This is a genomic window from Akkermansia sp. N21116, assembly GCF_029854705.2.
In the GTDB taxonomy this organism is placed as follows: domain Bacteria; phylum Verrucomicrobiota; class Verrucomicrobiia; order Verrucomicrobiales; family Akkermansiaceae; genus Akkermansia.
Map to the genome: position 1 here is coordinate 2,320,498 of NZ_CP139035.1, position 25,008 is coordinate 2,345,505.

Here is a 25,008-nt window from a genome sequence, read left to right on the forward strand (position 1 = left end):
GGCAAGTGCATGTTTCCGAGAAAATCCTGTTCCATGTTGGAAAAACGCAAAGGAAGAAAACAAGGCACGCCTGTCATGGCCGTTTTTCAGCAGGTCGTTTCCAGCCTCCGCCGAGCGCTTTGCAGAATTTGACGATGGCATTGAGTCGCATGCGGGAAGCATCTGCCATGTCCAATTCTCCACTCAAAAGGTTGCGGTGCGTATCCAATGTATCCATGAGACCGACATACCCGGCTTCATATTGCTTGGAAGCAATATCCCAGCTGCGACGAAGATATTCCACCTCGTTTCTGGTCGATTCGTAAATTTCCGCACTTTTGCGCCGTTCTACCAAAGCATCCCGGATTTCCCGGAAGGCATTCAGGACAGCCTGTTCATAGGCGGCTTCCGTAGCGGCATAGTCAGCCTCAGCCATTTGGACGACAGCCCTCTTTCTTCCTCCGTCGAACAAGGTTTGCATCACGCTTCCACCGGCATCGAACAGGCGTGATGGCTGGTTGAGCAGACGGTTCAGATCCGTACTGAGCTGCCCCATGGATCCCGTCAGCATCAGAGACGGCAACCGATCCGCCTTGGCTGCTTCTTTTCCGTAAAAGGCCGATTTCAGACGAGACTCCAACTCGCAAATATCCGGTCTCCTCTCAATGACATCGCTGGGAATGTTCGACGGTATGGAAGGAGGGGAGGACAAAAGGGACGGATTCCCTCCTCTCCGACTACTTCCTTTCATAATCTTTCGGGGACTATCCCCGACAAGAACAGCTAAAACGCTTTCCGCCCTGGAAAGTTCATTTTCTGCCAAATGGAGCTGAGCCAAAGTCTTGGAACGTTCCGCCTGTACACGTCTCAGGGCCAATTCAGGGTACTGCCCCTGCTGGAAACGTTTTTCATACATGGAACACGTTTGTTCATAGGAAGCATGAACGTTTTTGATGATCCGGCATTTTTCTTCCCATGTCCTGACGTCGATATAAGCTGAAGCCACTTCCCCAGTCAGGCGAAGAAATACGGCATCCCGTGCCTCGGCCGAGGCCAGTAATTCCGCATTTGCCGCCTCGGATCGTGAACGCAGCTTCCCCCATAAATCGACTTCGTACGATAAAATCCCCGACATTTCCCAGACATCCCTTCCCCGGTACGACAAATTCTGTGAATAGCTCTGTCCCTGAGTCAGCTCCTGCTTTTTCGCTCCGGCTTGAAATCCGGCCTGAGGAGCGAGAGACGCTCCGGTCTCGGCAGACATGGCCGCCGCCCGGTCAACCAATGCAGCCGCACGAATCAAATCCCGGTTACACGCCAGAGCCTGTTCCTCCAGCCGTTCAAGTACCGGGTCGTGGAAAATACGCCACCATCCGGTCCCGACGGGAGAATTGGCAACCTTGTCCCCCTGCTCCGGCGAACCGGTCGGCAACTCCATCGCAGGTCGTTCAAACACAGCCGGTACCCTGCAGGAACCCAGCAACAGGCAGGTCCCCGCAAAGAGCGGAATCAAAAGATGGATAGATCTCTGAATCATGAATTGCTCGTTCGTTCCTGGTTGACTTTGATGCAAAACAACGCAAATAAAATACCCGCCGCCCCAACCATCATGGCACATAAATAAAAGTAATCGGCTGAAAACACCTGGCTTTGCAAGGAAACGGCTTTTTGTACCATGGCATGAACCTCCGAATGAATTTCAGAAGGTGTGGCACCAGTCGTTGCAAAATGATCCTGCCACTGGTCCAGCGTAGAAAGCGTTCCGGGAGCATCGTCGCGGGTTCGTTCAGCGACGGTAAACCTGTAATCTTCCCTCATGTGGGCAAGCACTGTACTCACACTACTGACATACATGGCTATAAACACATAGCGCAACGTATTCAGCAACCTCGACGAAGAGGCAAGCAAACGGGGATGGACTCCCCTCAGGGCAAGAGGCGTTCCCACATTGATGCAAAACGCATACCCGATGCCGAATACGCCCAAAGGCCATGCCACGTCCATCCACGAACAGCCGGAATTCAGACGGGCCAGGAAAAAAGCAGAACCGCCCAACCCCATCAATCCAGCCATCATACCCACCCTCAGGGCAAGTACGCCCCGGTGCAGAAGAGGGAGAACGATGATTGCTCCCGCAAAAAAACCGGCCACGAGAATCATGAAGACACATGCGATCATGAATGGGTCATAATTCATCACATTGCGCATAAACTGAACGGTGCCGGACCTCAACCAGCATACGCAAAATATGTTGCACAAAGACGCCAGCAGCCCGAAAGAAAACCTCCAGTTGCCCAGGATCCGGAAATCCAGCAACGGGCTTGAATGATTCATGCAGGAAATGACAACCAGAACAATCGCACAAAATCCCCCATACATCCACACCAGAACATTCGGGGCCGTCCATCCGTCGATTTCACCGTAAATGATCACCATGAGGATGCACATGCACCCCATTCCCAAAGCCAGAAACGAAAACCAGTCGAATTTTCCGTTTTTAGGCACTTTCTGGTTGGGAACCAGAAGAGTCGTCAGAATAGCCAGAACCATGGAAATCAGTCCCACCATGACAAAGAGCCCCCTCCAGTTCCAGTATTGAACGAGTATACACCCCACGATGGGACTGACACAGGAAATAGCTCCAATGGAACACAGTCTCAGTTCCATGGCCAGTTTGCGCGATTCTTGAGGCAGGGCGGCATTGATCAAACCCGTTCCGTAGGCAAGAGCCAGTCCCCCGCCTATCCCTTGCAAAAACCTGGCTCCGATCATGATCATGAAATGGTCGGCAACCAAAGCAGCCAAAGAACCTCCAGCAACCAGGAGAAGGGCCAGCCTCAATGCTCGCCTCAACCCAATGCGGGACCACAAATAGGCGGCTCCCGTAAACGACAATGCCGTCCCAAGCGGACAAGCTGCCCCCGACCACGACACATCCAGCGTACCGACGACAAACGTCCCCGATAAATCAGGCGTTGCCGCTACAATACATCCCATGTTCAAAAATGGCAGAACAGAGCATACGAAAGCCATCGCCACGAGAATCCGTACATGCAGGCGAGGTACTTTTTCCATGGAAACCGGATTGCTCATGTGTTCTCGTGATCAAAAATCGATTTTGGCCGTGCCCTGCATCCCCGGCCTGAAGACGACATCCGACGTATCGTCCGGTAAACTCACTTTAATCGGAAATCTCTGCATCACTTTGGTGAAGTAGCCGCTGACATTCTCGGTCGAAATCAGGGAAAACGTCGCACATGTTGCGGCGCCGATCTCATAGACTTTCCCATGGAAGATCTTGCCGGAATACCCGTCCAACGTAAACTGGACATCCTGCCCCACATGGATACGGCCTATTTTCGTTTCTTCCACACGAATGTTGAGCCAGATATCGCGGTTGTTTACGATGGAAAAGAGCTTTTGTCCGGCACTTACCAATTCCCCGTTATTGACCAGCTTGCGGGCAACAATTCCTTCCACGGGTGATTTGATAATACATTCCTCGCACAAGACTTCCAGTTCCTGCAATTCAGCCTTGGCGGATTCCAGTTCCGCCAGCGCGGAACGCTTTTCCTCTTCACGGTATCCCTCGATCTTCAAACCCAGATTCTGCTGTTCCGCCTTTTCCAGGGCCTGGGCTGCCAGATAAGCGGCCCGGACGGCATCACGGTCCGCGGAACTAATCCCGGCATGGTCGCGTACAAGTTTTTCAATGCGTTCATAATCGCGGCGGGCATGTTCCAGATTGGAAGAAGCCTGGGCCGTCTTGGCTCGCTGGGACTCGATTTCCTGCGGTCTGAATCCCGTCATCATCTCATCGTAACGGGCTTGTTTCAAAGCAACCTTCGAATGGGCAGCCATCAGGCGGGCACGGATACTCCTTTCATCCAGATGGGCGAGAATTTGCCCGATTTTGACAGAATCGCCTTCCTCTACATCCACGCTCACCACGCGTTCCGCAAGTTTGGAACCGACGGAAACAATACTCGCCTCCACCCGTGAATCGTTCGTCGATAAAAAATGACCTTCGCGGAAATGCCAAATACCCCATGCGATACCTCCCGCAGCGACCAATGCCATGCTGCCCAGAGAAATAGCCTTCAAATGTTTGCTCATTTCGCGTCGGTCTTTGTATCGGAAGAATAGGCATGCACAAACACCTCAATCATCCATTTCATGGACTTCATTTTCACCTTCCAGACTTTTTCATCGTCATTCAGACAGTACATGAGCATGTATCCGTGCAGGGTGTTGACAAATGCCTGCACCATCGTACCGGTATCTCCGGCTTTTACCTGTCCTCGCTCCTGCATGGCTGACAAGTAGTCGAACAGGAAATCATATAGTTCCCGCGAATTCCTCAGATAATCGTCTCCGTTCGTATCTACGGAATCCAATGCACTCAAATACGCACGGAAGGCGTTCCTTTTGCTTTTCGTCGCCTCGAAATACAATTGAGCCGCAAGGTGAAGGTCTCGATCAAGATTCCAGGTCCTCTTCCGTTCGAATTCCTCCTTCAATTCGCTGGCGTACTCCCTGTACTTGATGATGGCATCCAACAGGGATTTCTTCGTGGCAAAATACCGGAAAACCGTTTTTTCGCAAATCCCGGCCTTTTCCCCGACCTCCTGTACGCTGACCCGGTGGAATCCCCTTTCGCTCATCAACTCAATTGCAGCCTCCACAATCTTACGTTGCGTATTCCGCTGGGTTGGGGACATTTGCTCCATATATGTCTGTCAGTCTAACGGACATTTTTGAACAGTCAATCCTCTATATTTCTGCAGGCCGGTTTCCTTCTGGCAACATTCTTATTTCGACAAATAATTGGCCGCATTACCGAAACTACCCAGCAACGAACCCGCTGCCGACAGTTTTCCCGCCCGTGCCTGCACGTTTCCCTCCCATGCAGCCAACCGCCCCTGATGCCTCAGTTCCTGAGCCTTGAGTAACGACTGCCTCGCCTGATCGCGGATTTCCGTTTCCAGCCTGTTAGCTACGGCTTGTTCCCTGACGGCCACCGAACCTTCGGTCGCCAAACCGCTTTTCCCCGCATCGGCATGTAGCTGTCCCATAGCCAAGGCAGCATTGTCCCTGAGCCGGGAGGTATTTTCCCGCTGTTCGTCCATGGTCAAGCGCGACTGTCCGGACAAATTCTCTTCATTGGCTCGTCCAATGGCCTTTGCTGTTTTTGCTCCCTGATACTGTGAAAGCGCCGATGCCGCGCCTCCCGCCAACTGTGATGCCGCTACTACCGCAGCAGTAGCGCTTATTGGTTCAAATCCCATGCGCAAAAACATACTTACCCTTCTCCGGGATTTCATCACGCCTGATACGTGATGAAATCCCGGAAGGCGGGAAAGCGTTTTCTCGTTTTACTCCTTGATGTACGGCACTAAATTTCATATCTTTAAATTGATCTTTTTCTTTTCTATGAGTCTCCACATCAGTATGACGGAGGACGCTGACAAGGCGTACCGTTCCCAAAAAACGCGTAATTTCCTTGCAGCCCTGTTCACAGCTTTGCTAGCCACCGTTCTTTTCGGTCTTCTCCTGTACGCAGTCGTTATTGTCATCGCCGAACCGGACAAACCGGAAGTCGTCGCCTATGTTACATCCAATGAGGACGGGCCCCCCACCGATTCTCCCGTAACGCCCGAGCGAGTCACGACCCGTCCGGTGGCATCCGTCCAGAACCACGCCAGCATCATTACCTCCAACTCTGTCAGCGATGTTGCCATAGCTTCGGTCGACATTGATACGCCCGATATCTCGGATCTGGGGCAAAGTCTTGAACTCGGCGTTGACTTCGGTGCCGGAGTCGGAGATGACCTCGGAGCGGAAGGGGGAGGATTCGGCAGTGACTCTCCCGGAGGGAGTTCTCTGGTTGGTACATTCTACGACCTCAAGCAAACATCTTCCGGCCAACCGCTTAAAATTACGGACGGAGAGCACTATGCTATCATGAAAAAATTCGTCGATTCCGGATGGAAGGAAAGCACATTGTCGAGATACTTCAAGGCCCCCAAGAAACTTTATAATTCCCACATCTTCATTTCCCACCGAAGCGCCAATGAAGCTCCTAAAGCTTACGGTTGCGAAGACAAGGTCAAACCCAGTCATTGGATTGCTATCTACAGAGGAAAAGTCGTAGCGCCCAAATCCGGTACATTCCGTTTTGTCGGCATGGCTGACGATACGATCACCGTTCGCTTCAACGGCAAGGAAGTCTTCGACCATGGGTATTCCTATGCGTCTCTCGGGCTATACATGGCCAATGGGAAAAACTTCAAGGTCATGGACGGTACGACGAAAAACGATGTCCTAAAAAGACAAATTCAACGTTCCGGCATTTACAAAATTCCGGTGACTTTCTACAAGTATAAAACCATGGGGCACTACAATACGCGGCTCAACGGCATGGCTGCCGGAGCGGAATTCACGGTAACGGCCAATGAAGTCTATCCTATTGAAATTCTGATTTCCGAAGTTCCCGGCGGCGGTTTTTCAGCGTTTCTGCTGCTCGAAGAAATAGGAACCAAGGATATGAAGAAAGACAAAGAAGGAAACCCGATCCTGCCTCTGTTCCGTACAAATTACGCCCTGCCCGACCCCGCTTCCAATAAAGGGATCCGCCCTCCATTCGACCCGATCGGCATCGTTTGGCCCTGCGTCAAGTAATTCAGGTTTATCTCATCCGGGCTCTGCGTCTTCCGACTGTCCCGGGGGATATGGAAGTCATGAAACCATGGGACCATGCTTCTGCCAGAGTTCTTGCCGCATCTGCCGTGTGCGAATGTTCGTCGTGAACGGGTTCCTCCCGCAAAGTCCCGGAAACTCCGGGTGGTCTGGAATGGTACAGTTCCAAATGCTCCAGAGCGGAAGGCTCCGATTCCCCTTTGATATTCACGGGGCGAGTCAGAGTCCTCTCGTGGAAGAAACTCGACTCCAGTAGCTCTCTCAGAGAATTGATTCCCAGCCAGATATCTGTCGTTCTGGGAACAACTCGCACTCTCTCGATTCCTTCACGGGCCAGATTTTCCACATACGACTGCCCATGGGCATCCCTTTTGGAAGCATCATGTGGTAAAAAGTGCCAAACAACGGGACCATACGCTTTTTCCCATACCTTCATTTTTTCTGCATAATGGGCAATTCCCTGTTGGTTGCAGGCATAATGATCCAGCCAGTACAGTTTTCCTCCCGCCAGACGCACCAGCCAGATAGCCGTGTGGTCACTTAATCCGAGATCCCACGACGTGAACATGGGATCCTTCCGATCACCTTCGCAAACAACGCCGATCTGTCCGCGTTCGCGAATAGCCGCCATGACGGAGCCATAGATACTCCCCTCTTCCCCCGAGAGGAAAGCCTCCTGCGGTGTACTGGGATACTCTTGCTTCATGGCCCGTCCCATAACGCGGTTCATCCGGGCATACCACCTCTTTCTATCCGCATCCAGACGAATTCCGTGTTTGGACTCCAATTCCGTAAAATAGATATCCAAATCTTTATTCCACCGTTCCTTTCCGGAGAGGGCATATCCTTCATGGTCGAACCAACTGAAAAAAAAGAATCGGAAATCCAGCGGAGACAATTCCTCCTTGGCGTTGTTTTCCATTGCCTGGCGCGTCAATTCGTAATTCACCCCGAACCTGCCTCCCTCATGGGTGCTTTCCTTCAGTATGTATCCGCCGGACGGGACCGTATTGATCGCACCCGTGCGGATATCGCGGGCTCTCCACGGGGCATGGACGGACACATGTGCCAGTTCCGAAACATGGAGGAACTGGATTGTCCCCCCTCGCAGATTGGTTCCGATACGAATATCGCTGCCGTTGCTCAACCCGAGTTCCGTCCGTGTATCGACGGGTAGTTTCCATCCGGACTTGCCGGGAATACCGGTCCGTTCCTTCACGCATTCTCCCAGCCGGGAAAGAATCAATTCCTCTTCGTTCCCGTCCTGGGGCATGTAATCAAGATGATCCCAGGCAAAACGGATTTTAGAGAGTTTCTGCCGGGCATCCGGCAGGGTCTTGTCAATAATGCCGCAATGGAAATTGCTTCTGAACAGGCACATATCCAGCATCAGCAAAGCCGCATAGGTGGAAATCCCCAACTGACGGGCTTTCAGGACATCATTGCGGAACCACAGGTTGGCATGTAACCTCCGTTGCGCCGAATTCATTCGGAACCGTTGCAAATTGCCCGTCTTGTTTTCAATCCAATAGAGATGTTCCAACCTCCATTGCTGATCGGCAAGATGTTCGAGCCAAGCTCCCGGAATATCTTCCTTTTCCTGTTTTTTCGTCATCGCTTCTATAAAGGATTATCTGAATAAATCTGGTAAAGAGCGGCTCCGTCTCCGATGGCCGACTGGTGGTTGCTTCCGTCGTACTGGTCGAACGAATACAAATACCCCGGCTTGCTCATCAGCGGCAGAATCATGCGCAGCATTTGGATGAAGCGAGGATCGTCCTCCATCATCTTCCCTTGCTCGACGGCATGGCCGATTCCGAGTTCCTCGTACAGGCGAATCACGGCTTCCTGATAGGAACTGTCCCCCATCCCCGGTGTCCACCAACGGCGCTGGTGCAGAGACATATCTCCAAGTTCCTCCAGATAATGGTGGAATGCCATGCGGCGCCAGACATCCAACTCTCCGGGAGACATGTCGCAATCGACCTTCGCACCCCGAAAACATTCCAGAGGAATATAACTGCGTCCCGGTTCTTCCGGAAAAACCGGTCTTCCTTCCGCATCCAGGAACACGCCATGGTACTGGTGAACGACAAACGGAGCTCTGGCTTCCGGTAAAGGAGCATGCGGAATTCCCGGCATGAGACGTACCGTATGCATGGGATCTTCGGGATCCCGGAGCACGCACATGGACCCCGTCGAGGCTTGCAGTTCCTCGGTGGAAATTCCTCCAGAATCAGGAACTCTTATACCTGCAATAACCTCCCCGGGAGGCAATGTCCCCCACCGGGACAGCACTTCCGAGAAAACGGGACGGGCCTCCCAATCCGTAGAAATCCCATATGGGCGTTCTTCGCCTATCGGCAGGAACAAGCGTTCCCCCCAGACAATACCGGCGGAGGTCGGAACCGGACGGCTGGCAAATTCCTCCCGAATCATCTCAAGAGTCCTGAATGCCAACAAGGTTGATGGCGATTGGGTAATCCTGTCCGGCAATGTATTGCGCACGTCCAAGGTATAATCCCTGCCAACGCGCGGACCGTAGCCGCTCATCACTTTTTTGCCCGTCACGGGCGTGTCCCAATTCCCCGAATCCAGAGTCGGGAATGAAGCATTCGCCTCCCCCAGTTCCCCCAAAACGGCATACGTTCCATCGCTCCGGGACTTCCAGAGCGAAAGTTCCGGCATGCGTTCCAACTGGATAGACAAATTGGCCAAAAGGTTTTCTCCGTGATCCAACCCAGGCAGAGCAACCTTGGAGGGTACCGGAGGCAATTCCGTCAGACGAAGTTTCAAATCACCGAGAATATGACCCGGTAGAATCTCCGGAAGCCTGTTTCCCAGAATCGCGTGTACATACCGTTCCATGGCCGGGTAGTAATGGAATTCCGCTCCCGTCGCATCTCTGTATCCTTCCGCCAGCGCATTGAGCAGAGAGTCTTTTCCTCTACCGTCCAATGCCCAAACGCGTTCCGAACGAACAATGTTGTTCATCCCCGTCGAGTCAGCAATCATGCCGGCAAAAAATCCGGGAAGTCCCGGCTTCTCCCATGTCTTCATTTGTGCCGCATCGACCAGATTTCTAACTTCCCGTGTGTCCATTGCCATAGCCCATCTCCGCAACTGCTCTTTTTGAGCGAACGTCAGGCTATCATCGGGCACAAATGCACATTCTTCCACGGCGGCTTGCAGTCGGGACATTTCCCTCTTGTCGGGGAATGGTCGCACAGCCGTGTATTTAAGCCACATAGGTACGGATTGGGGAATGCTGGCATGATCCAAATGAGCCATGTAGTATTCCTTGGACAACTGGGACAATTCCTCGACCAGAAGATGGGCATTCCTGGCAAATTCCGCTTCCGGAATCATGGTTCTGCCGCATTGGGCAAGGATCCTGCAGCCTTCATCCACAGGCAGTTGCCCGGTGGCAAGCAGACGGCTCCAGATAACTTCCGCCTTATCCTCAATCATTGCCAGAGGAGAAAGGTGATCATAGAGGACAATGTTATTCCACAAAATGCCGTCCGCTCCGAATCCCATGCCATTGGCTGCGGCACATCCCATGTCTCTCACGGGACCGACATACTTGCGGTATATCTCCTTGCGCATCTTTTCCAGAGTCTGGTTCAAAAGCCCGGTTTTGCTTCCCGTATCATTCGGGGCGATAATAATTTTTTCACCCGGAGAACGGAAGGAACGCTGTCCATATCCGGCTTCTACCAATTCCGCCACAGCATGCGCAGTAAGCTGCTCATACAGACTGCCTCTGATATTCGGAGACTTGAGCCGGACCACATTGAAGTCGTCCATACGGAACACCATCCCCTTCTCCACTGCAAACAGCGCCCATTTCCTGGACATGTCCCATTTAACACTACCCTCCGGAGAAAACATGATGGCCATATGAGCCGCCAAATCTTTGATGGCATACTCTTTCTTGGGATGCCAGGGAGAAAGATTCCCATCCGGATACTGTACCCTGAAGAATTGGGATCTGCTCCCAATCCGCCTTACCGTTATGAAGTCGGGAGTCAGCATCTCCAAATACTTAACGGCGGGTTTCATATAATCGAAAATTTGGTAAACATTCAATTCTTCCTTACTCCGCGAAATCGATGAAGATAAAAAATCCTTATGGATTTGTTCCGGCTTCAAACGCAGTTCTCGAAGAGTGAGATCAGCATAGCCATCACGCGGAAGCATGCCACGGATTACAGTCAAGTCAAAGTCCTGCAAGCCGGGGATCATCTCCCGGAGCGTGCGCGCATGTGCTTTGAGAGACCACGAAATCCGGTTTAACGCCTTCCAATTCTCCGGCATGAGTTCCCGGACAGAGGAGGGAACGGCAGAGGCCCAGTCCTCGGCAACGACAAGGTAATCCACCATCTGTTCCCCGGATCTCTCGACGGAAGGATCGAAATCGCGGCAAAGCCCCAGTTTGTCCCGGTAGCTTTCCGGACATTTCCTGTTCAGTTCATCGATCCACTTCGTCATTTCCTGGACTTGGCTGGGAGAGGCATCCTCAACCCATGTACGCCAGAACTTCCTGGTAATATCGTAATCCACTTGGGGAACCGATCGCTCGTCTGCAAGCTGCAAGGCTCCGTCGAGAACGATTGTCTTGAGCCGGGCTTGCATATTTTCCGTACATTTATCCCATGCCTCCGGTTTGCGTTGGACAACATCGGGGACCAGATCAGGATCCGGATATTTCAACAGGAGCATCCTGTAGGCATGTTTGACAAGCGTTTGCGCGGAGTCGTCCAAAAACGCTAACCGAGCCTTCTGCAAATTGGGGTGGAATCCTCCTCCCTCCCGCAAAGCAAGAGGAAGAACCGACTGGTTCGGATCAGAATTGAGGATGGAAAGGTTCCTCTGTTCGGCCGCCTGTTCTTTCCGGAACCAGTCCGTCAAAGAATGGTCATCGGTTTCCTGAAGAAACCTTTTTCCCTTTTTCCGCTGTCCATCGCGACGAACGGTCATGTCCGGCAAACCGGCACGAATCATCCATCTTTCCCTCGCCACATGAATAGCCATGGTTTCATCGGGAGCTTTCCGACTGCCGTACCATAAGTCAGCCAGTTCACCGGAAGGTTTCCATGGCTTTTCGACCGTTACCGGGGTCATGTCCATAAAGTCCCTTACTTCATCGGGAGACGAGAACAGGGGTTGTTTGGGATTTTCCAGCAAACAGGCCCATTCATAAGCTTTTTTACCAAGAAATACTGTTCCCCAAACCGGACGTGTTGCAATAGCATGTTTCAACATGGAAGTTTGAGTATCCATGTCCGGTTCGCGACGGATTCGATCCGCTATTTTTTCAGAAATCCCGAATCGTCCTAAAGCTTTCCTGTTGTTGAGAATGCTCTCCGGATTCCTGAAATGCCGCAGCCCGATCTTGCCTGCTCCCAACAGAATGTATGGGAACATGGTGGCCGCCTCTTTCAACTGGTCGTCCAGAGACAAATTCCTTTCTTTCCAGGCCTCCCAGGGCACGCCGGATTCTTTCCCCGATACCAATGCCGCAGCTTCCTGGCCTCCATACTGAACCAGCTCTTGAAGCTTGTTCTCAGCAACCATCATCCCCGTATCAAGGGCTATATTTCCCCCTTCTCCGGCTATCGTACGGAGCTTCTCTAAAGAGGAAGCCATCCCGCGTACCGACTTGAACGTATGGAAAGCCGTTTCAGCCATTTTCTGTCCCAGCTTCGTCATTCCCAGAGACAATAAAGCACTTGCCAATCCGGAACCGGTAGCTCCGCGCATCTGTGCTTCGTAGTCTCCATCCGGGTTCATCTCGCGGGCTTCCTCCATCTGTCTCCCCGTTTCGGCAATGGACAACAGGCCGATACCTGCCCCGCCGGCAAAAGCCAGTGCTGCCGGCGCGGCATTGTAGGCGCCATCCACGAGCAAATCATCAATCCAGCTGGCATCCTTGGCATGAACGGGGAACATTCTGTCTTGGGTCATTGCGCGTAGTTCATTGAAAATACGGGCTTTCTCCGCAATTTCATTTCCCTTTTTTTCTATTTTGGCGCTACTTCCGGGAAAAGCCTTTTCCCAGGAATCTTTTTGTTTTAACCAAAATAAGGCATCAGAATTAACCTTGGCCAGATAAGCATTGTAGGCAGTGTTCATCAGCCCTCTATTCACGGACCGGGTTATACCTTCCGGTAAAGATACCCGTTCTTTCATCCGGGGAGCCAGCATGCTATAAACCTTCTGCCTGTCCTCCTCATTCAGAGACTGGAGAACCTCCGTCGCCTTCCCTATATCCGGAGTATGCCACAGGGCTCGCATCAGAGGATTGTAAGCTATCTTTGAGAGGATGCCTTCGTTCTTGTCCTCTTCGTCCACATCGACGCCCTCATAAAGCATAAAGCTCTTCATGCCTTCCCATACATGGTTGGCGGACGTTTCCAGACGTCGGCGGTCATCCCCTCCTTCGTGGAGCCCGCGGCGAATGACCTGTTCAGCGACTTCATGCAAAGTTTCTGGCAGGGAGGCCTTCCAAAAACGTACCTGTTCATCATCGGTTCCTTCCTGGTTTTGCAAGGCTTTTTCATAGGCTTCGACATACAACTTTCCAAGTTGTTCCCTGTCATTGCGTTTCACCCGCGCTTTTTCCGACAAGACATAAAACAACTCCCTGTCAGAAACACTCGCACGCGTCCCATTGCCTCCGGCAATTTCTCTCCGGATTTCCCCCCAGTCCGACATGATTTTCTCTTTGGAATGCCGCGTATGATCCACCGCCCAGGATCGCACGATATGCCCAGCCAGCCGTTCCTCATCATCCTCTCCGGCAGGCAAGACAATACCGGAAGCTTCACGGACATCTTGGGGAATCGTAGAGACATCACCCGTCAACACCCGGTTCCAGTACTCCTCGCGCTCCATGTCACGTTTCCCGTTCTCGGACTCCAAGACCGTCATATTTTCATCCGACTCGTTCATATATTCGTTTTTTTGTTATCTTGTTTCGCTTGCATGGAGGAAAAATCCACCCATGAAGCCCCCTGTTTCATCCTTTCTCTATCAATCAACTCATCCGCCTTTTCCCGAGTCGTATCCGAGGGTTCCTGGACAATCGCGTCCATCACCTCATCTTGCATGCGTCTCCAGGCTTTAAGAGCCACGTCATCGCCGGGAGCTCCCCATAAACCATTTCTATACATGGCACTCAATTCACGCGAAACGTGTTTTCGGATTCCGTCCGGTACAGAAGCCGTCTTCAGGAAACGTTCATGAAGCGCAACAAAATCGCGACGAGGCAATCCCGCCGTCGCCAGAGAAATCAGAAACTCCGCTTCGCCTTCGCGAGTCACATTCCTTTCGTCGATTCTTCTCCGCCATTCACACAAGTCCGCCTCCGGTGCCTTGAAACGGACTCCTTCCATCATCTCTCTTCTCTTTTGAGCCTCTCCGTCCAACAGACTACGTACCTGTTCCGGTTTCAAAAACATCCTTTGTTCTGCATTGTAAACACTTTGTGGATCAAGAGGCTCTCCGTGTGACAGAGCATTGGCATAGAAAGCCCCCAGGTGTTCCTTGACAACAAGAGCCTGCTCCGTGCATTTCGCTTCCAAATCAATGGCTTTATCCTTCCTGTTCGAGAATGGGTGCCGTCCATCATCCAGCTCGCGCAAAGCAACAAGAGGATTCCCAAGACTCTCCCTCTCAATGCCTGAGTCCTTGCCCGCCTGCAAAAGCTCTTTCTTGTAGGATTCCCCTGCCGAAACAGGGATGAATACCCCGGTTCCTTCTTCCAGTCCTTTCTCCAAAGCCGAAGAATCCCCGCTCCGGGCCGCGACCTCCATACCGGCTTTCCATGAAGAACGTGCTCGTTCTACCATGCCCAGATGGGCCATTTCGCGGACTTCAATGCCACCCGTTACTCTTAATTGCCGGATGGCTTCATCCAAATCCACCCGAGTTGTTTCACTCAGATTTCCTGGAAAATAATCGGGCAGTTTCGTGGCAACGGCATCTTCCCAATCGCGGGAAAAATTCTCATAGTCATTCCGCGATTGGAAAGCGGCCATCGTTTCCCGATGGAAGCGTTCAAGTCCTTTTCTCACTTCTGCCCGTTCTCCGAGAACCTTCAATTGCTCGATTTTACCGGTAAGTGCCGCCGAACCAACAACGGCATCGGTTACTCCATCCGCCAGCCTTGATGCTCCCTGGGCCAGGACATGAGCGTCCTGCAGGGGAATCAGTCCCCCGCCATGTGCACCGGAAGCAGCCATTCCGTAGTCTTGTATGTGAATTGCCATAACGATGGCTCCACATACAACACATTCCCATGACCCCGTCATCCCGTCCAAAACGGGATGATGACTCATCTCCCCTATAATACAGGGATACAATAAAAATCACGACAGCTTAAAAATCAATAACTTGATACGCGAAATTCAAATTCTTCCACTCGCCCGCGTTCCAAGCAGGCAGCCATCCAGTCAAAAAGCGCTCCGAACTCGCCACCGACGACCTCTCCCATCTCCGCACCACGTGGCTTGGCTCGTCCCGCCGCCAGGCGTACAGGCTCCATACCCGCCAGCAACAGAGCACAATGGGCATCGTCTGCGCGAAAAATCTCCTCTGCTCCGGGCATTTCCGCCAAACGCTCTTCGGAAACTTCCATGCAGACAACCCCAACTCCAAACTCTGCCGCCAAACGACGCAGCTCTGCCACCTCGCCGTCATCCGGCATTTCTCCCACAATGATCAGTTCTCCCGTCTGCGCCCAACATGACGTAGACAAGGCCCGGAAAAATTCTTTTCGCAGGGAATCGGCCTGCGGCATGTAGGCGACACAAACACTCTGCAACTCAACTACAGGAGCTCCCACCATTCTTCTGCGTTCCAGACCGCTCTTGTCAAAGACGAGGGAAGATCCTTCCCATTCGCCTTCCGGCCAATCCACAACTGCCAATTCGGGTTTATTCCACGACGGACCGTATTCACCGGGAGCAAATACGAACACACCGCGTCCGGTCGTATCATACTGTCGTACGACAAGAGCCAGGGCTCGCGCCTTCATGGATTCCATATCCGTCTGGGTTTCTCCAAGGAACAAAGGCAAAAGCCCCTTAGGGGACATACTTGTGTCCCTCTCCCGGGAAGGGATACGCAGGTAATACCCCTGTCCTCGCTCCACTTTGGCAATGCCGGAATCAGGCTCCGCCGCCATGAAAGAAAAATGGTAACGCAGGGAAGCATCGGAATAGTCTCCACCCAGGCGCATGCGGACAAGCCGGATCAACTCCGTCCCCTTGATGGCCTCTTTCGGGTCAGTCGGAAGGATTTCAGGCAACAGTTCTTCCAGCTGGGATCTTAAACTCATTATCCGAGGTATTGGCAAAAAATGGCATGATGTATCGTTCTGCGTCCGCGACTCATTCCACGGGGAATGGCTGAGGAGCCGCCGGAGGCACCCAGTTGTCATCAAGGCTATGACCCGATGTATCCACACGGGGCTTGCCGGAAGCCGGTTCGATATCGCTGGCGGGTACGGGAGCCGGTCTAGCGGCAGGTTGGTATGCGGACGAGGCGGTCTGCCGGGCAGCAGGCTGATCTACCTGTTGTTGAACAGGAGTGACTATTTCCGTCAATTGCTCAGTAAGCATCTGGCGCTCCTGAAGGCTGTGCGAGGCGGGAAGATATTTGTCCAAAGCTTCTTTTTCCTGCTTTTCCTGTGCCACTTCCGCTTCCATTAATTTCAGTCCGAGCGGATCGCCGAATCCAAGGCGATTCTGAAGAGCCTCCGGAAGATCGGATGGATCCAAACGTGTAGCCCCTCCCGCATGAACGATCGAAATATAGGAATCCGTCACACGCTGGATACTAACGTCCAAATAGGTCTTCTTCGTCTTCTCCGTCATGATCGTGTCGAAGTGCAGATTGCGGGCCTTGCGGCGCGTATCAGCCTTATAGCGCTGGAAGTAAGAACGCATTTCACCCCGGACCCCTAGAATTTCACGTTCCAGATCACTGATTTTCTTGTTTTTCAGATCGACGTTCTGTTCGAGGATAGTAACTGCCTCCCCTTTTTCAATCAGAGCCTTGTTGCGAATTTTCCGTTTTTCCACATCGAAGAATTCAAGTTTCTTCTTGTTATATTCATTCCGCACCTGCTCGAATTCATTATTGGCCTTTGTCAACGGATCCTCCGGCATAATCTTGGACTGTTCGTAGATCATATAGCCCATACCTCCGACCAGGCCGATACCCAGAATGATGCAAATATTCCAGAAAAGGACGGAAGAAAAATTGCTTGAAGCCTCAGAAACTTCCGGTTGTTTGTTGCCCGAATCCTCAAGAGCATCCTCATCAGAACCTGAAGGGGGCACGGGAGGCGAAGGAGGTTCTTCTGCAGCAACAGGAATGGGAGCCTGAACCGATTTTTTTTCAACTGGAGAGGGAGAAGAAAGAGCGACTCTCACATCCTCGGACACAGGAGAGGAAGCAACACGTACCGGTTCCTTTTTTACCTCGGCAGCCGGCTGGCGCACAGGAGCTTCCCGATGAGGAGATGAGGACGAAGAAGATGCTGGTTCCGACGGCGAAGCAGCCATTGCCCCAGTCGATGCTACCGTTTTCCGAGCAATTGTTTGACCACTGGAGGCAGGCTGGAAGTCAACCTTGAAGAAATTGTTCTTGGGTGCGTATTTGGATTCGCTGCTCTGTTGCCGGGCGGAGCGTTCCTGTTGCGCCTTGGCCGCTTCGGCATCCTGCCTTGCGATTTCCTTCTCCAGATCGGCCAGTTTTTCCGATGGCTTGTCGAGGAAGCGTTCCTGTAAATTTTCCTTGCGGGACATTTGATAAGGCAATTAAAAATTAATCAATGGGGTGGCTTGCGCGGAATTCTTCTAGTTTAAGGCGGAGAGCATCACGCCGAAGCGTCAGAGCTTCAATATATTTATCCAAATTCTTTTCCTTGCGGGACAGAATCTGAATATCCTTTTCATAACTCAGGGAAAGTTTGTCGATATGTGGGATAGAAACGACTTTGGCAGCCTCTGTTTCCATCATCTTGATCTCCTGAAGCATCTCCTGCGTCTGTTTTTCAATCAGTAAAAGCTTCTCCTGTTTTTTCTGTTCATTTTCCATACAGGACGTCAGTGTACAGACTGCGACTCCTGCCCAAAGCAGTGCCTTGAGAGATGGTTGAAGATAGCTCATGTCCGTATTATGCAGGAAAAGAACCATGCAAGTCAATCGGTTGGTCGAACAGCAGACAAAAATCCTTCTAATTTTCTGACTTACTCCTCCTTTTCGAAGCCCCCACCTGAATTTTCTGGTGCCCTCCCCCTCATCTCCCTACAATAGCCCTACTAACCATGGACTTTTCTACAATCGGCCAAAACCTGATCATCCGCACTGGCATCGACGATTTAATGGAAGACCTTTACAAGGCTATCCACTCGGGAAATCCCGATATTTGCCAGCTCAACGGCGGAAGCCCCGCCTTCTTCCCGGAAGTGAGCGCCCTCTGGCATGAAAGCCTCAACAAAATGGCCGCCTCCGGGGAATTCGATTCCCTCGTAGGTACTTATGCCCACCCTCGCGGCGACGCCAAATTCATCCGGGTGCTGGTCGATTATCTCAATGACAAATATAACTGGCAATTGACGGAAAAGAATATCGCCGTCACACAGGGCGGTCAAATGGCCTTCTTCCTGCTCTTCAACCTTCTGGGGGGACCGGCAACCGGAGGAGGATACCGGGAAATACTTTTCCCCATCTGTCCGGACTACATCGGCTACCAGCCCCAGTCCGTCTTCGGGGCCGCTGTTTTCCGCGGAATCCGTCCCAAAATCACGATTCTCGACAAGCACTCGTTCAAGTACGGTATCGATTTTGAGCGACTGAAGATTACGCCTGAGACAGCAGCCCTTTGCATGTCACGGCCCACCAACCCGACGGGCAACGTCGTCACGGATGATGAAATGGCTCGCCTTCACAAGCTAGCCGCCGAAGCAGGCGTGCCTCTCATGGTGGATGGAGCCTACGGGGCTCCCCTGCCCAACATTTGTTCCGTCAAGGCTACCCCGGTCTGGGACGAAAATGTCATCCTGACCATGAGCCTCTCCAAAATAGGCCTCCCCGGTACGCGCACCGGCATCATCATCGCCCGGGAAGAAATCATCGACGCCATCGTCCGCACAGTTACGACATCCGCCCTTTGTCCGAATAATCTCGGACAAAAACTCATTGCTCCGTACATCGAAGACCGTTCCATCGAGCGCATCTGCGAATCGCTCGTCGTACCTTTCTATCAGCAAAAAGCAGAGTTTGCCATCAGGCTGATTCACGAACTCATGCCCGACAACCTGCCTTGGAAACTCCACAAAAACGAAGGAGCCATGTTCCTCTGGATGTGGATGGAAGGCCTTCCCATCACCTCCCAGGAACTCTATGAACGTTGCCGGGAACGCGGCTGTTTCATCAATCCGGGCCATCATTTCTTCTTTGCCATGGACAAGGAGGAATACGACTCCTGGCCTCACACACAGGAATGCATCCGCATCAGTTTCACCCAGTCAGACGACATCCTGCGCCGCGGATTGACTATCCTTTCCGAAGAAATCATCAAGGCTTACTCGGAACAACACTAACGCTATTTCCCAACTTCACCATGAACAGCATGACCGGCTTCGGCCGAGCACAGATACAAACGGCTGCCAGCTCCATCAAAGTCGAACTATCCGGAGTCAACCGCAAGCAGCTGGAAATTGCCATCAATATTCCCCGGGGATATGCCGAATGGGAGCAATCCATCCGTCCCGTCATCCAGAATGCCGTTTCGCGAGGCAGAGTCTCCGTTTCCGTCACAGTAGACCGTAATCCGGATTCTTCGGAAAATACCATGTTCCTTGATGAAACACGCCTCGCCGGATGCATGAAAACTCTCGACCGAGCCTCGGAAGTAGCAGGCAGAGATCTTCCCCTCACCGTATCGGACTTGATTCGTCTGGAAGTTATGACAACCGCCCAGGATGCGGAAGAATCCGCCGAAGAACTATGGCCTTTGGTGGAACCGACTTTGCGCGAAGCCCTGGACGCATTCCTCTCCATGCGCTCCGTCGAAGGAGAAAATCTCAAAAAAGACCTTCTGGAAAAACTCTCCAACCTCGAAAACTTCCGTTCGCAAATAGCCGACTTGGCCCCCTCCGTCCCTTCCCGTCTCCGCGACTCCATGGTCAAGCGCCTGGAAGAAGCAGGCCTCCCTGTGGACCTCGGTGATGACCGCATCATCCGCGAACTGGCCGTCTTTGCCGACAAGTGTGACGTCACGGAAGAAATTACTCGCCTTGCCTCGCATTTCTCCCAATTCAAAGCCCTGTGCGATTCATCCACTCCATCCGGACGACCGCTCGATTTCCTCTGTCAGGAAATCTTCCGCGAATTCAACACAATCGGCTCTAAAGCCAACGATGCCACGTTGGCCCATCTCGTCGTCGCCGCTAAAACGGATCTGGAAAAAATCCGCGAACAGGTGCAAAACATCGAATAACACACTTTCCCCCCTACTATCTTTTCTCTCCATGAACCAACTGGGATCCCTCCTCGTCGTCTCCGGACCGTCAGGTTCCGGTAAAACAACCCTCTGCCGCCGGGCCACCGATGCCGGTCTCTGCCGTTACTCCATCTCCTGCACGACACGCCATCCGCGCGAAGGAGAGCGTAACGGATTCGATTATCACTTCCTCACCATGGACGCCTTCACAGCCAAGACGGACTCCGGAGAATTCCTGGAACACGCCACCGTCCACGGCAATTGTTACGGCACGCTTAAATCGGACATCATCGACCTCCTTCAACAAGGCATCAACATTGTCATGGACATCGACGTCCAGGGTGCCGGCCAGGTACGCGCCTGCGATGACCCCATCATCCGCAAAGCCTATGCCGATGTGTACATCCATGTTCCCCAGCAAGAACTCGAAGCCAGGCTTCGCGGACGCAATACGGACTCAGACGATATCATCGCCCTGCGCCTCTGCAATGCTGCCGAAGAAGACGCCTGCATCGGCAATTACCAATATGTGCTGACTTCCTCCGACCGGGAAACCGACTACGCTTCCTTCTCATCCCTTCTCATCGCTCTCGGTCTACGCAGAACGCTTATATTGGAACCGTAAGGCGGCCCCCACATCCCACCTTTATCCCTTCCTGCGTAGCGACGCAGGAAGCACCTTCATCTGCTCCCTGTACTTCGTCACCGTGCGGCGGGCAATCCGGATACCCCGGTTTTCCAATTCCCGGGTCAGGGCAGCATCGCTGTACGGTTTGGAAGAAGGTTCTCCCTCCAGAATTTCTTTCATAACGGTCTGGACCGCCACCGCCGCCAAAGCATCTCCGTCACCGGATTCTCCTCCATGCTCTCCTGCTGCTTGAACGCCCGAGCCAAAAAAGCTTCTCAACTCCCTGTAGCCCCATTTGCAAAGAAGGTACTTGCCCGCCACAGCGCGCGATACGGTCGAAACGTGAACTCCCAGTTCGTCCGCAACCGCTTCCATACCCAGCGGGACAAGGAAACGGTCTCCTTTCCTGAAAAAAGCTTCCTGCTTCCGCACCAGCACACGGGCCACCTGAAGAATCGTCTCCTGTCGTTGCGCAATAGCCCTGATCAAATTGCGCCCCTCGCGAAAACACCGTTTCAAATAATCCCGTACTTCGGCATTTCCTCCGTATTCTGACAATGCCTCTTTATACGAATCGTCCAGACGCAGACGGGGAACGTAATCCCCGGTTAGCAACACATCAAACGAACCGTCTTCATCTTCTTCAACAAGCACATCGGGAGCAATGTAGGGATTCGTCTCCCGGCTGAATATTGCACCGGGATTGGGATTCATCCTGGCGACCTCTTCCATGGCCTCGGTAACTTCATCCGTTGTTGCCCTAAGCTTCTCGGCAACTTCGCGGTAACGATGCCGTGCCAGATCGTCCCAGCAGTCGCGCACCATCCGAAAAGCCAGGGACTTCCCCGCACCTCCATGCTCCAATTGAATCATCAGGGAATCCCTTAAATCGCGAGCACCGACCCCGTCGGGTTCCAGCCCCCGAAGTACTTCTAAAGCCTCCTTCAGTGTCTTGCGCGACACCCCGTTCTCTTCGGCAATCTCCTCCGGATCCTCCGAAAAAAAACCACGCTCATCCAGATAATCAACCAGTAACAAAGAGGCACGTTCCACATCACCGGGTAAGGACTCCCGAAGGATTTGCTCGCGCAGATAACCGGACAAGGATTGAGATCCGGCAATGGAATCGTATGCAAAATCATGACGGGCAACGGCATCGCTGTCATATCCGCCCGCTTCCTCATCCCGATCCATTGCATCATCGGTCATATACGATTCCCAGTCGTCACCGGTACCGTCCGACCAGTCATCCCGTCCTTCATCGAAGGGTTCTTCCAGAGAAACAAGATCATCCGGACGTTCTTCCTCCAATGCTGGATTGCTCTCAAGAACCTCCCGGACAATCTGACCCAGTTCCATGGACGATGCCTGCAGGACACGCACCCCCATCTGCATGGCTGTTCCGGCAACCATGCGCTGGGTCATTCCTTGCTGCAGGGATCCATCGCTCACACGCCCGGAAGCCTATCCGTAACGCAGATTCTGTGCAAGATCGATGTTAGACAGAGGAATTCATGACCGCTTTCATGGAAAAGTCCCCCAATGGATCAAGATTCTCTTGCAATGAATGGATTGGGCCATTAGATTGTCCCGGCTTAAAACTGATGAAGGCAATCCTCGCACTTGAAGACGGTACAATTTTTGAGGGTATAGCATTCGGAGCCTCCGGCACGACAACCGGGGAATCCTGCTTCAATACCTCCATGACAGGGTATCAGGAGATACTCAGCGATCCTTCCTATCGTGGACAAATTGTAGCAATGACCTATCCCATGATCGGCAATTACGGGGTCAATGAAGAAGACAACGAATCCTCCGGCCCTCAAGTCCGCGGCTTTGTCATTGAAGAACTTTCTAAAATTCCCTCGAACTGGCGTTCACAGGAAAGCCTTGATACCTGGCTCGCCCGCCACGGCATTCTCGGTATCCAAGGCGTCGATACGCGGAAACTTACCAAGCATCTGCGCTCCGCGGGAGCCATGAGAGCCTGCATCTCCACCGACCTTTCCGCTGCCGAAGCCGTGGAAGCCGCCCGTCACAGCGCTCCCATGGAAGGCAGCGACTTCGTTCAGGAAGTCTCCACTTCATTCAACTACCACTGGGAAGACGAATCCCGTAATTGGGTATTGCCCAACGTTTGCGCCGGGCAATCCGGCAACTACGAAAAACTGCCTCCCGTCAAATATAACATTGTCGCCTACGACTTCGGAATCAAGCGCAACATTCTCCGCAGTCTCCGCAGGGCAGGATTCGACGTAACCGTCGTTAACTCCAGGACCAAGGCCGAAGAAATCCTCTCAATGGACAAAGACGGCCTCTTCCTCTCCAACGGGCCCGGCGATCCGGCTGCTCTCGGCTACATCCATGAGGAAATCCGCAAGTTGCTTGGCAAACTGCCTATCTTCGGCATCTGCCTCGGCCACCAGATCCTCGGCCATGCCTTCGGGGCCAAAACCTACAAGCTCAAGTTCGGCCACCGCGGCGGCAACCAGCCCGTCAAAGATCTTCGCTCCGGCAAAGTCGCCATCACCTCCCAAAACCACGGATTCGCCATTGACCCCGATACCCTGCCGGACGATGTTGAAGTCACCCACATCAACCTCAATGACGGCACGATCGAAGGCATCCGTCACAAGTCCCTGCCCGTCTTCTGCGTCCAATACCACCCGGAAGCCGCACCCGGTCCTCATGACGCGAACTACTTCTTCGCCGAATTCGCCGGACTTATCGAAGATTTTCGTTCCGGTTCCAGCAACCGGGCTTAAAGCGACAACAAAAAAATTGATTCTCAAAAAATAACGACCATACTGGTTTTTTTACCATGAACACCATCATTATCGGTTCCCAATGGGGGGACGAAGGAAAAGGAAAACTCATCGACTTTTTAACAGAAACCGCAGACGTTGTTGCCCGCGGACAAGGCGGTAACAACGCAGGGCATACAGTCATTGCCAACGGTCAGAAATACATCCTGCACCTTGTGCCCTCAGGCATCCTGTGGCCCGGTAAACTGTGTGTAATCGGCAACGGTGTTGTCCTCGACCCTATCGGCCTCGTTGAAGAAATGGAAACCCTCCGCAAGCAGGGTATCGTCATCAACTCGGAAAACCTCCTTCTCTCCGACCGCGCCCACCTCGTTCTTCCTTTCCACAAGGAGATGGACGCCGCTTCCGAATCCTCCCTCGGCAAAAAGGCCATCGGTACCACCAAGCGCGGCATCGGCCCGACCTACGCCGACAAAGCACGTCGCATCGGCGTTCGCGTAGCAGACATGCGTTGCCCGAAAATCTTTGAAGAAGTCTTGCGCAACCGTATCCAGCGCGCCAATATCGAACTCCAAAACATGGGGGCCGCTCCCATGGACGAAGACAAAATGATCGCCGAAGTAGAAGCGGCAGCCAAGGTGCTCCGTCCCCACATCGCCAACACCATCCCGGTAATGAACAAGGCGATCAAGGAAGGCAAGAGTATCCTCTTCGAAGGAGCCCAGGGCGCATTCCTCGACGTTGACTTTGGTACCTATCCTTTCGTCACCTCCTCCAACACCTCGTCTGCCGGATCATGCACCGGAACGGGAGTGCCGCCCCATAAGATCGACCGCATCATCGGCGTCTGCAAGGCTTATACCACCCGCGTCGGTTCCGGGCCTTTCGTCACGGAAGATGCTGAAATCGCCGACTACCTCCATGGCCTCGGACGCGAATTCGGAGCTACGACCGGACGTCCCCGCCGCTGTGGCTGGGCTGATGCCATCCTTCTCCGCTTCTCCGCCATGTTCAACGGTTTCGACGAATTGGCCATGACTAACCTTGATGGGCTCGATCAGTGCAAGACGATCAAAATCTGCGTCGGTTACGACCTCGACGGTGAAATCCTTGAATATCCCCCTGCCCGTTGTGAAGAATGGGAACGCTGCAAACCGGTCTACGAAACACTGCCCGGCTGGATGCAGGACATCTCTTCCTGCCGTTCCTGGAAGGAAATCCCGGAGAACGCCAAGAAGTTTGTCGCACGCCTGTCCGAACTCATCGGTACTCCGATCACTACAATTGGTGTCGGCCCCGACCGCGAACAGACAATTGCCGTCGAAGCCTGATTGACGACACGATATATTCTTGAATCATCCCAAAGCCGTTTCCCCAGCCCGCAGGAGGAAACGGCTTTTCATTTTCTTCCGAAT

At 52.8% G+C, this 25,008-nt stretch carries 18 protein-coding genes; 6 read left to right on the forward strand and 12 right to left on the reverse strand.

Annotated elements, in window-relative coordinates; genetic code table 11:
• Positions 1-73: 73 nt before the first annotated feature.
• The 5 genes from QET93_RS09005 to QET93_RS09025 all read right to left on the reverse strand — a co-directional run bounded on the left by QET93_RS09005 (position 74) and on the right by QET93_RS09025 (position 5,267).
• Positions 74-1,516 carry an efflux transporter outer membrane subunit gene (locus QET93_RS09005; protein ID WP_280132124.1) on the reverse strand — a complete coding sequence of 481 codons (1,443 nt, stop codon included), beginning with the start codon at positions 1,514-1,516 and terminating at the stop codon, positions 74-76.
• The gene (locus QET93_RS09010; protein ID WP_322189953.1) at positions 1,513-3,054 is read right to left on the reverse strand and encodes an MFS transporter; all 1,542 of its coding nucleotides are present in this window, start codon (positions 3,052-3,054) and stop codon (positions 1,513-1,515) included. Before QET93_RS09010 ends, QET93_RS09005 begins: the two co-directional genes overlap by 4 nt.
• Positions 3,055-3,084: 30 nt before the next feature.
• On the reverse strand, positions 3,085-4,095 hold the full coding sequence (locus QET93_RS09015) for an HlyD family secretion protein (protein WP_280132122.1): 1,011 nt from the start codon (positions 4,093-4,095) through the stop codon (positions 3,085-3,087).
• A complete protein-coding gene (locus QET93_RS09020; protein ID WP_280132121.1) occupies positions 4,092-4,709 on the reverse strand; it encodes a TetR/AcrR family transcriptional regulator in 618 nt (205 codons plus the stop codon). Before QET93_RS09020 ends, QET93_RS09015 begins: the two co-directional genes overlap by 4 nt.
• An 81-nt stretch (positions 4,710-4,790) precedes the next feature.
• Entirely contained in the window at positions 4,791-5,267 is a 477-nt protein-coding gene (locus QET93_RS09025) for a hypothetical protein (RefSeq protein WP_280132120.1), read from the reverse strand.
• Positions 5,268-5,412: 145 nt separating this feature from the next.
• Between QET93_RS09025 and QET93_RS09030 the strand changes: the two genes are divergently transcribed.
• Complete coding sequence (locus QET93_RS09030; RefSeq protein WP_280132119.1) at positions 5,413-6,660, forward strand: PA14 domain-containing protein; 1,248 nt, start codon at positions 5,413-5,415, stop codon at positions 6,658-6,660.
• Between the two features lie 7 nt (positions 6,661-6,667).
• Here the strand turns inward: QET93_RS09030 and QET93_RS09035 are convergent, their stop codons facing one another.
• The 6 genes from QET93_RS09035 to QET93_RS09060 all read right to left on the reverse strand — a co-directional run bounded on the left by QET93_RS09035 (position 6,668) and on the right by QET93_RS09060 (position 17,889).
• The gene (locus QET93_RS09035; RefSeq protein ID WP_280132118.1) at positions 6,668-8,293 is read right to left on the reverse strand and encodes a hypothetical protein; all 1,626 of its coding nucleotides are present in this window, start codon (positions 8,291-8,293) and stop codon (positions 6,668-6,670) included.
• Positions 8,294-8,298: 5 nt separating this feature from the next.
• Complete coding sequence (locus tag QET93_RS09040; protein WP_280132117.1) at positions 8,299-13,635, reverse strand: hypothetical protein; 5,337 nt, start codon at positions 13,633-13,635, stop codon at positions 8,299-8,301.
• Complete coding sequence (locus QET93_RS09045; RefSeq protein ID WP_280132116.1) at positions 13,632-14,954, reverse strand: hypothetical protein; 1,323 nt, start codon at positions 14,952-14,954, stop codon at positions 13,632-13,634. Before QET93_RS09045 ends, QET93_RS09040 begins: the two co-directional genes overlap by 4 nt.
• A gap of 116 nt (positions 14,955-15,070) precedes the next feature.
• Entirely contained in the window at positions 15,071-16,024 is a 954-nt protein-coding gene (locus tag QET93_RS09050; protein ID WP_280132115.1) for a hypothetical protein, read from the reverse strand.
• A 52-nt stretch (positions 16,025-16,076) separates the two neighbouring features.
• Positions 16,077-17,498 carry a hypothetical protein gene (locus tag QET93_RS09055; protein WP_280132114.1) on the reverse strand — a complete coding sequence of 474 codons (1,422 nt, stop codon included), beginning with the start codon at positions 17,496-17,498 and terminating at the stop codon, positions 16,077-16,079.
• Positions 17,499-17,517: 19 nt separating this feature from the next.
• The gene (locus QET93_RS09060; protein ID WP_322189954.1) at positions 17,518-17,889 is read right to left on the reverse strand and encodes a hypothetical protein; all 372 of its coding nucleotides are present in this window, start codon (positions 17,887-17,889) and stop codon (positions 17,518-17,520) included.
• A 131-nt stretch (positions 17,890-18,020) separates the two neighbouring features.
• On the opposite strand from QET93_RS09060, the gene QET93_RS09065 reads away from it, so the two are divergent.
• The 3 genes from QET93_RS09065 to gmk are packed head-to-tail and all read left to right on the forward strand — an operon-like array spanning position 18,021 to position 20,825.
• Positions 18,021-19,298 carry a valine--pyruvate transaminase gene (locus tag QET93_RS09065; RefSeq protein WP_280126297.1) on the forward strand — a complete coding sequence of 426 codons (1,278 nt, stop codon included), beginning with the start codon at positions 18,021-18,023 and terminating at the stop codon, positions 19,296-19,298.
• A gap of 20 nt (positions 19,299-19,318) precedes the next feature.
• A complete protein-coding gene (locus tag QET93_RS09070; protein ID WP_280132113.1) occupies positions 19,319-20,197 on the forward strand; it encodes a YicC/YloC family endoribonuclease in 879 nt (292 codons plus the stop codon).
• 31 nt (positions 20,198-20,228) lie between these two features.
• Positions 20,229-20,825, forward strand: coding sequence for a guanylate kinase (gene gmk, locus QET93_RS09075; RefSeq protein ID WP_280126299.1), 597 nt, complete (start codon positions 20,229-20,231; stop codon positions 20,823-20,825).
• 21 nt (positions 20,826-20,846) lie between these two features.
• Here gmk and rpoN read toward each other — a convergent pair whose 3' ends face one another.
• On the reverse strand, positions 20,847-22,280 hold the full coding sequence (gene rpoN, locus QET93_RS09080; RefSeq protein WP_280132112.1) for an RNA polymerase factor sigma-54: 1,434 nt from the start codon (positions 22,278-22,280) through the stop codon (positions 20,847-20,849).
• A 152-nt stretch (positions 22,281-22,432) separates the two neighbouring features.
• Between rpoN and carA the strand changes: the two genes are divergently transcribed.
• The gene (gene carA / locus QET93_RS09085) at positions 22,433-23,593 is read left to right on the forward strand and encodes a glutamine-hydrolyzing carbamoyl-phosphate synthase small subunit (protein WP_280132111.1); all 1,161 of its coding nucleotides are present in this window, start codon (positions 22,433-22,435) and stop codon (positions 23,591-23,593) included.
• A 56-nt stretch (positions 23,594-23,649) separates the two neighbouring features.
• Positions 23,650-24,924, forward strand: a complete 1,275-nt coding sequence (locus tag QET93_RS09090; protein WP_280126302.1) for an adenylosuccinate synthase — start codon at positions 23,650-23,652, stop codon at positions 24,922-24,924.
• Positions 24,925-25,008: the final 84 nt, after the last annotated feature.

Excerpts from the sequence above, each read along its gene's own strand:
- QET93_RS09005 (WP_280132124.1), bottom strand. The coding sequence starts at position 1,516 with ATGATTCAGAGATCTATCCATCTTTTGATTCCGCTCTTTGCGGGGACC.
- QET93_RS09010 (WP_322189953.1), bottom strand. The coding sequence starts at position 3,054 with ATGGAAAAAGTACCTCGCCTGCATGTACGGATTCTCGTGGCGATGGCT.
- QET93_RS09015 (WP_280132122.1), bottom strand. The coding sequence starts at position 4,095 with ATGAGCAAACATTTGAAGGCTATTTCTCTGGGCAGCATGGCATTGGTC.
- QET93_RS09020 (WP_280132121.1), bottom strand. The coding sequence starts at position 4,709 with ATGGAGCAAATGTCCCCAACCCAGCGGAATACGCAACGTAAGATTGTG.
- QET93_RS09025 (WP_280132120.1), bottom strand. The coding sequence starts at position 5,267 with ATGGGATTTGAACCAATAAGCGCTACTGCTGCGGTAGTAGCGGCATCA.
- QET93_RS09030 (WP_280132119.1), top strand. The coding sequence starts at position 5,413 with ATGAGTCTCCACATCAGTATGACGGAGGACGCTGACAAGGCGTACCGT.
- QET93_RS09035 (WP_280132118.1), bottom strand. The coding sequence starts at position 8,293 with ATGACGAAAAAACAGGAAAAGGAAGATATTCCGGGAGCTTGGCTCGAA.
- QET93_RS09040 (WP_280132117.1), bottom strand. The coding sequence starts at position 13,635 with ATGAACGAGTCGGATGAAAATATGACGGTCTTGGAGTCCGAGAACGGG.
- QET93_RS09045 (WP_280132116.1), bottom strand. The coding sequence starts at position 14,954 with ATGGCAATTCACATACAAGACTACGGAATGGCTGCTTCCGGTGCACAT.
- QET93_RS09050 (WP_280132115.1), bottom strand. The coding sequence starts at position 16,024 with ATGAGTTTAAGATCCCAGCTGGAAGAACTGTTGCCTGAAATCCTTCCG.
- QET93_RS09055 (WP_280132114.1), bottom strand. The coding sequence starts at position 17,498 with ATGTCCCGCAAGGAAAATTTACAGGAACGCTTCCTCGACAAGCCATCG.
- QET93_RS09060 (WP_322189954.1), bottom strand. The coding sequence starts at position 17,889 with ATGGTTCTTTTCCTGCATAATACGGACATGAGCTATCTTCAACCATCT.
- QET93_RS09065 (WP_280126297.1), top strand. The coding sequence starts at position 18,021 with ATGGACTTTTCTACAATCGGCCAAAACCTGATCATCCGCACTGGCATC.
- QET93_RS09070 (WP_280132113.1), top strand. The coding sequence starts at position 19,319 with ATGAACAGCATGACCGGCTTCGGCCGAGCACAGATACAAACGGCTGCC.
- gmk (WP_280126299.1), top strand. The coding sequence starts at position 20,229 with ATGAACCAACTGGGATCCCTCCTCGTCGTCTCCGGACCGTCAGGTTCC.
- carA (WP_280132111.1), top strand. The coding sequence starts at position 22,433 with ATGAAGGCAATCCTCGCACTTGAAGACGGTACAATTTTTGAGGGTATA.
- QET93_RS09090 (WP_280126302.1), top strand. The coding sequence starts at position 23,650 with ATGAACACCATCATTATCGGTTCCCAATGGGGGGACGAAGGAAAAGGA.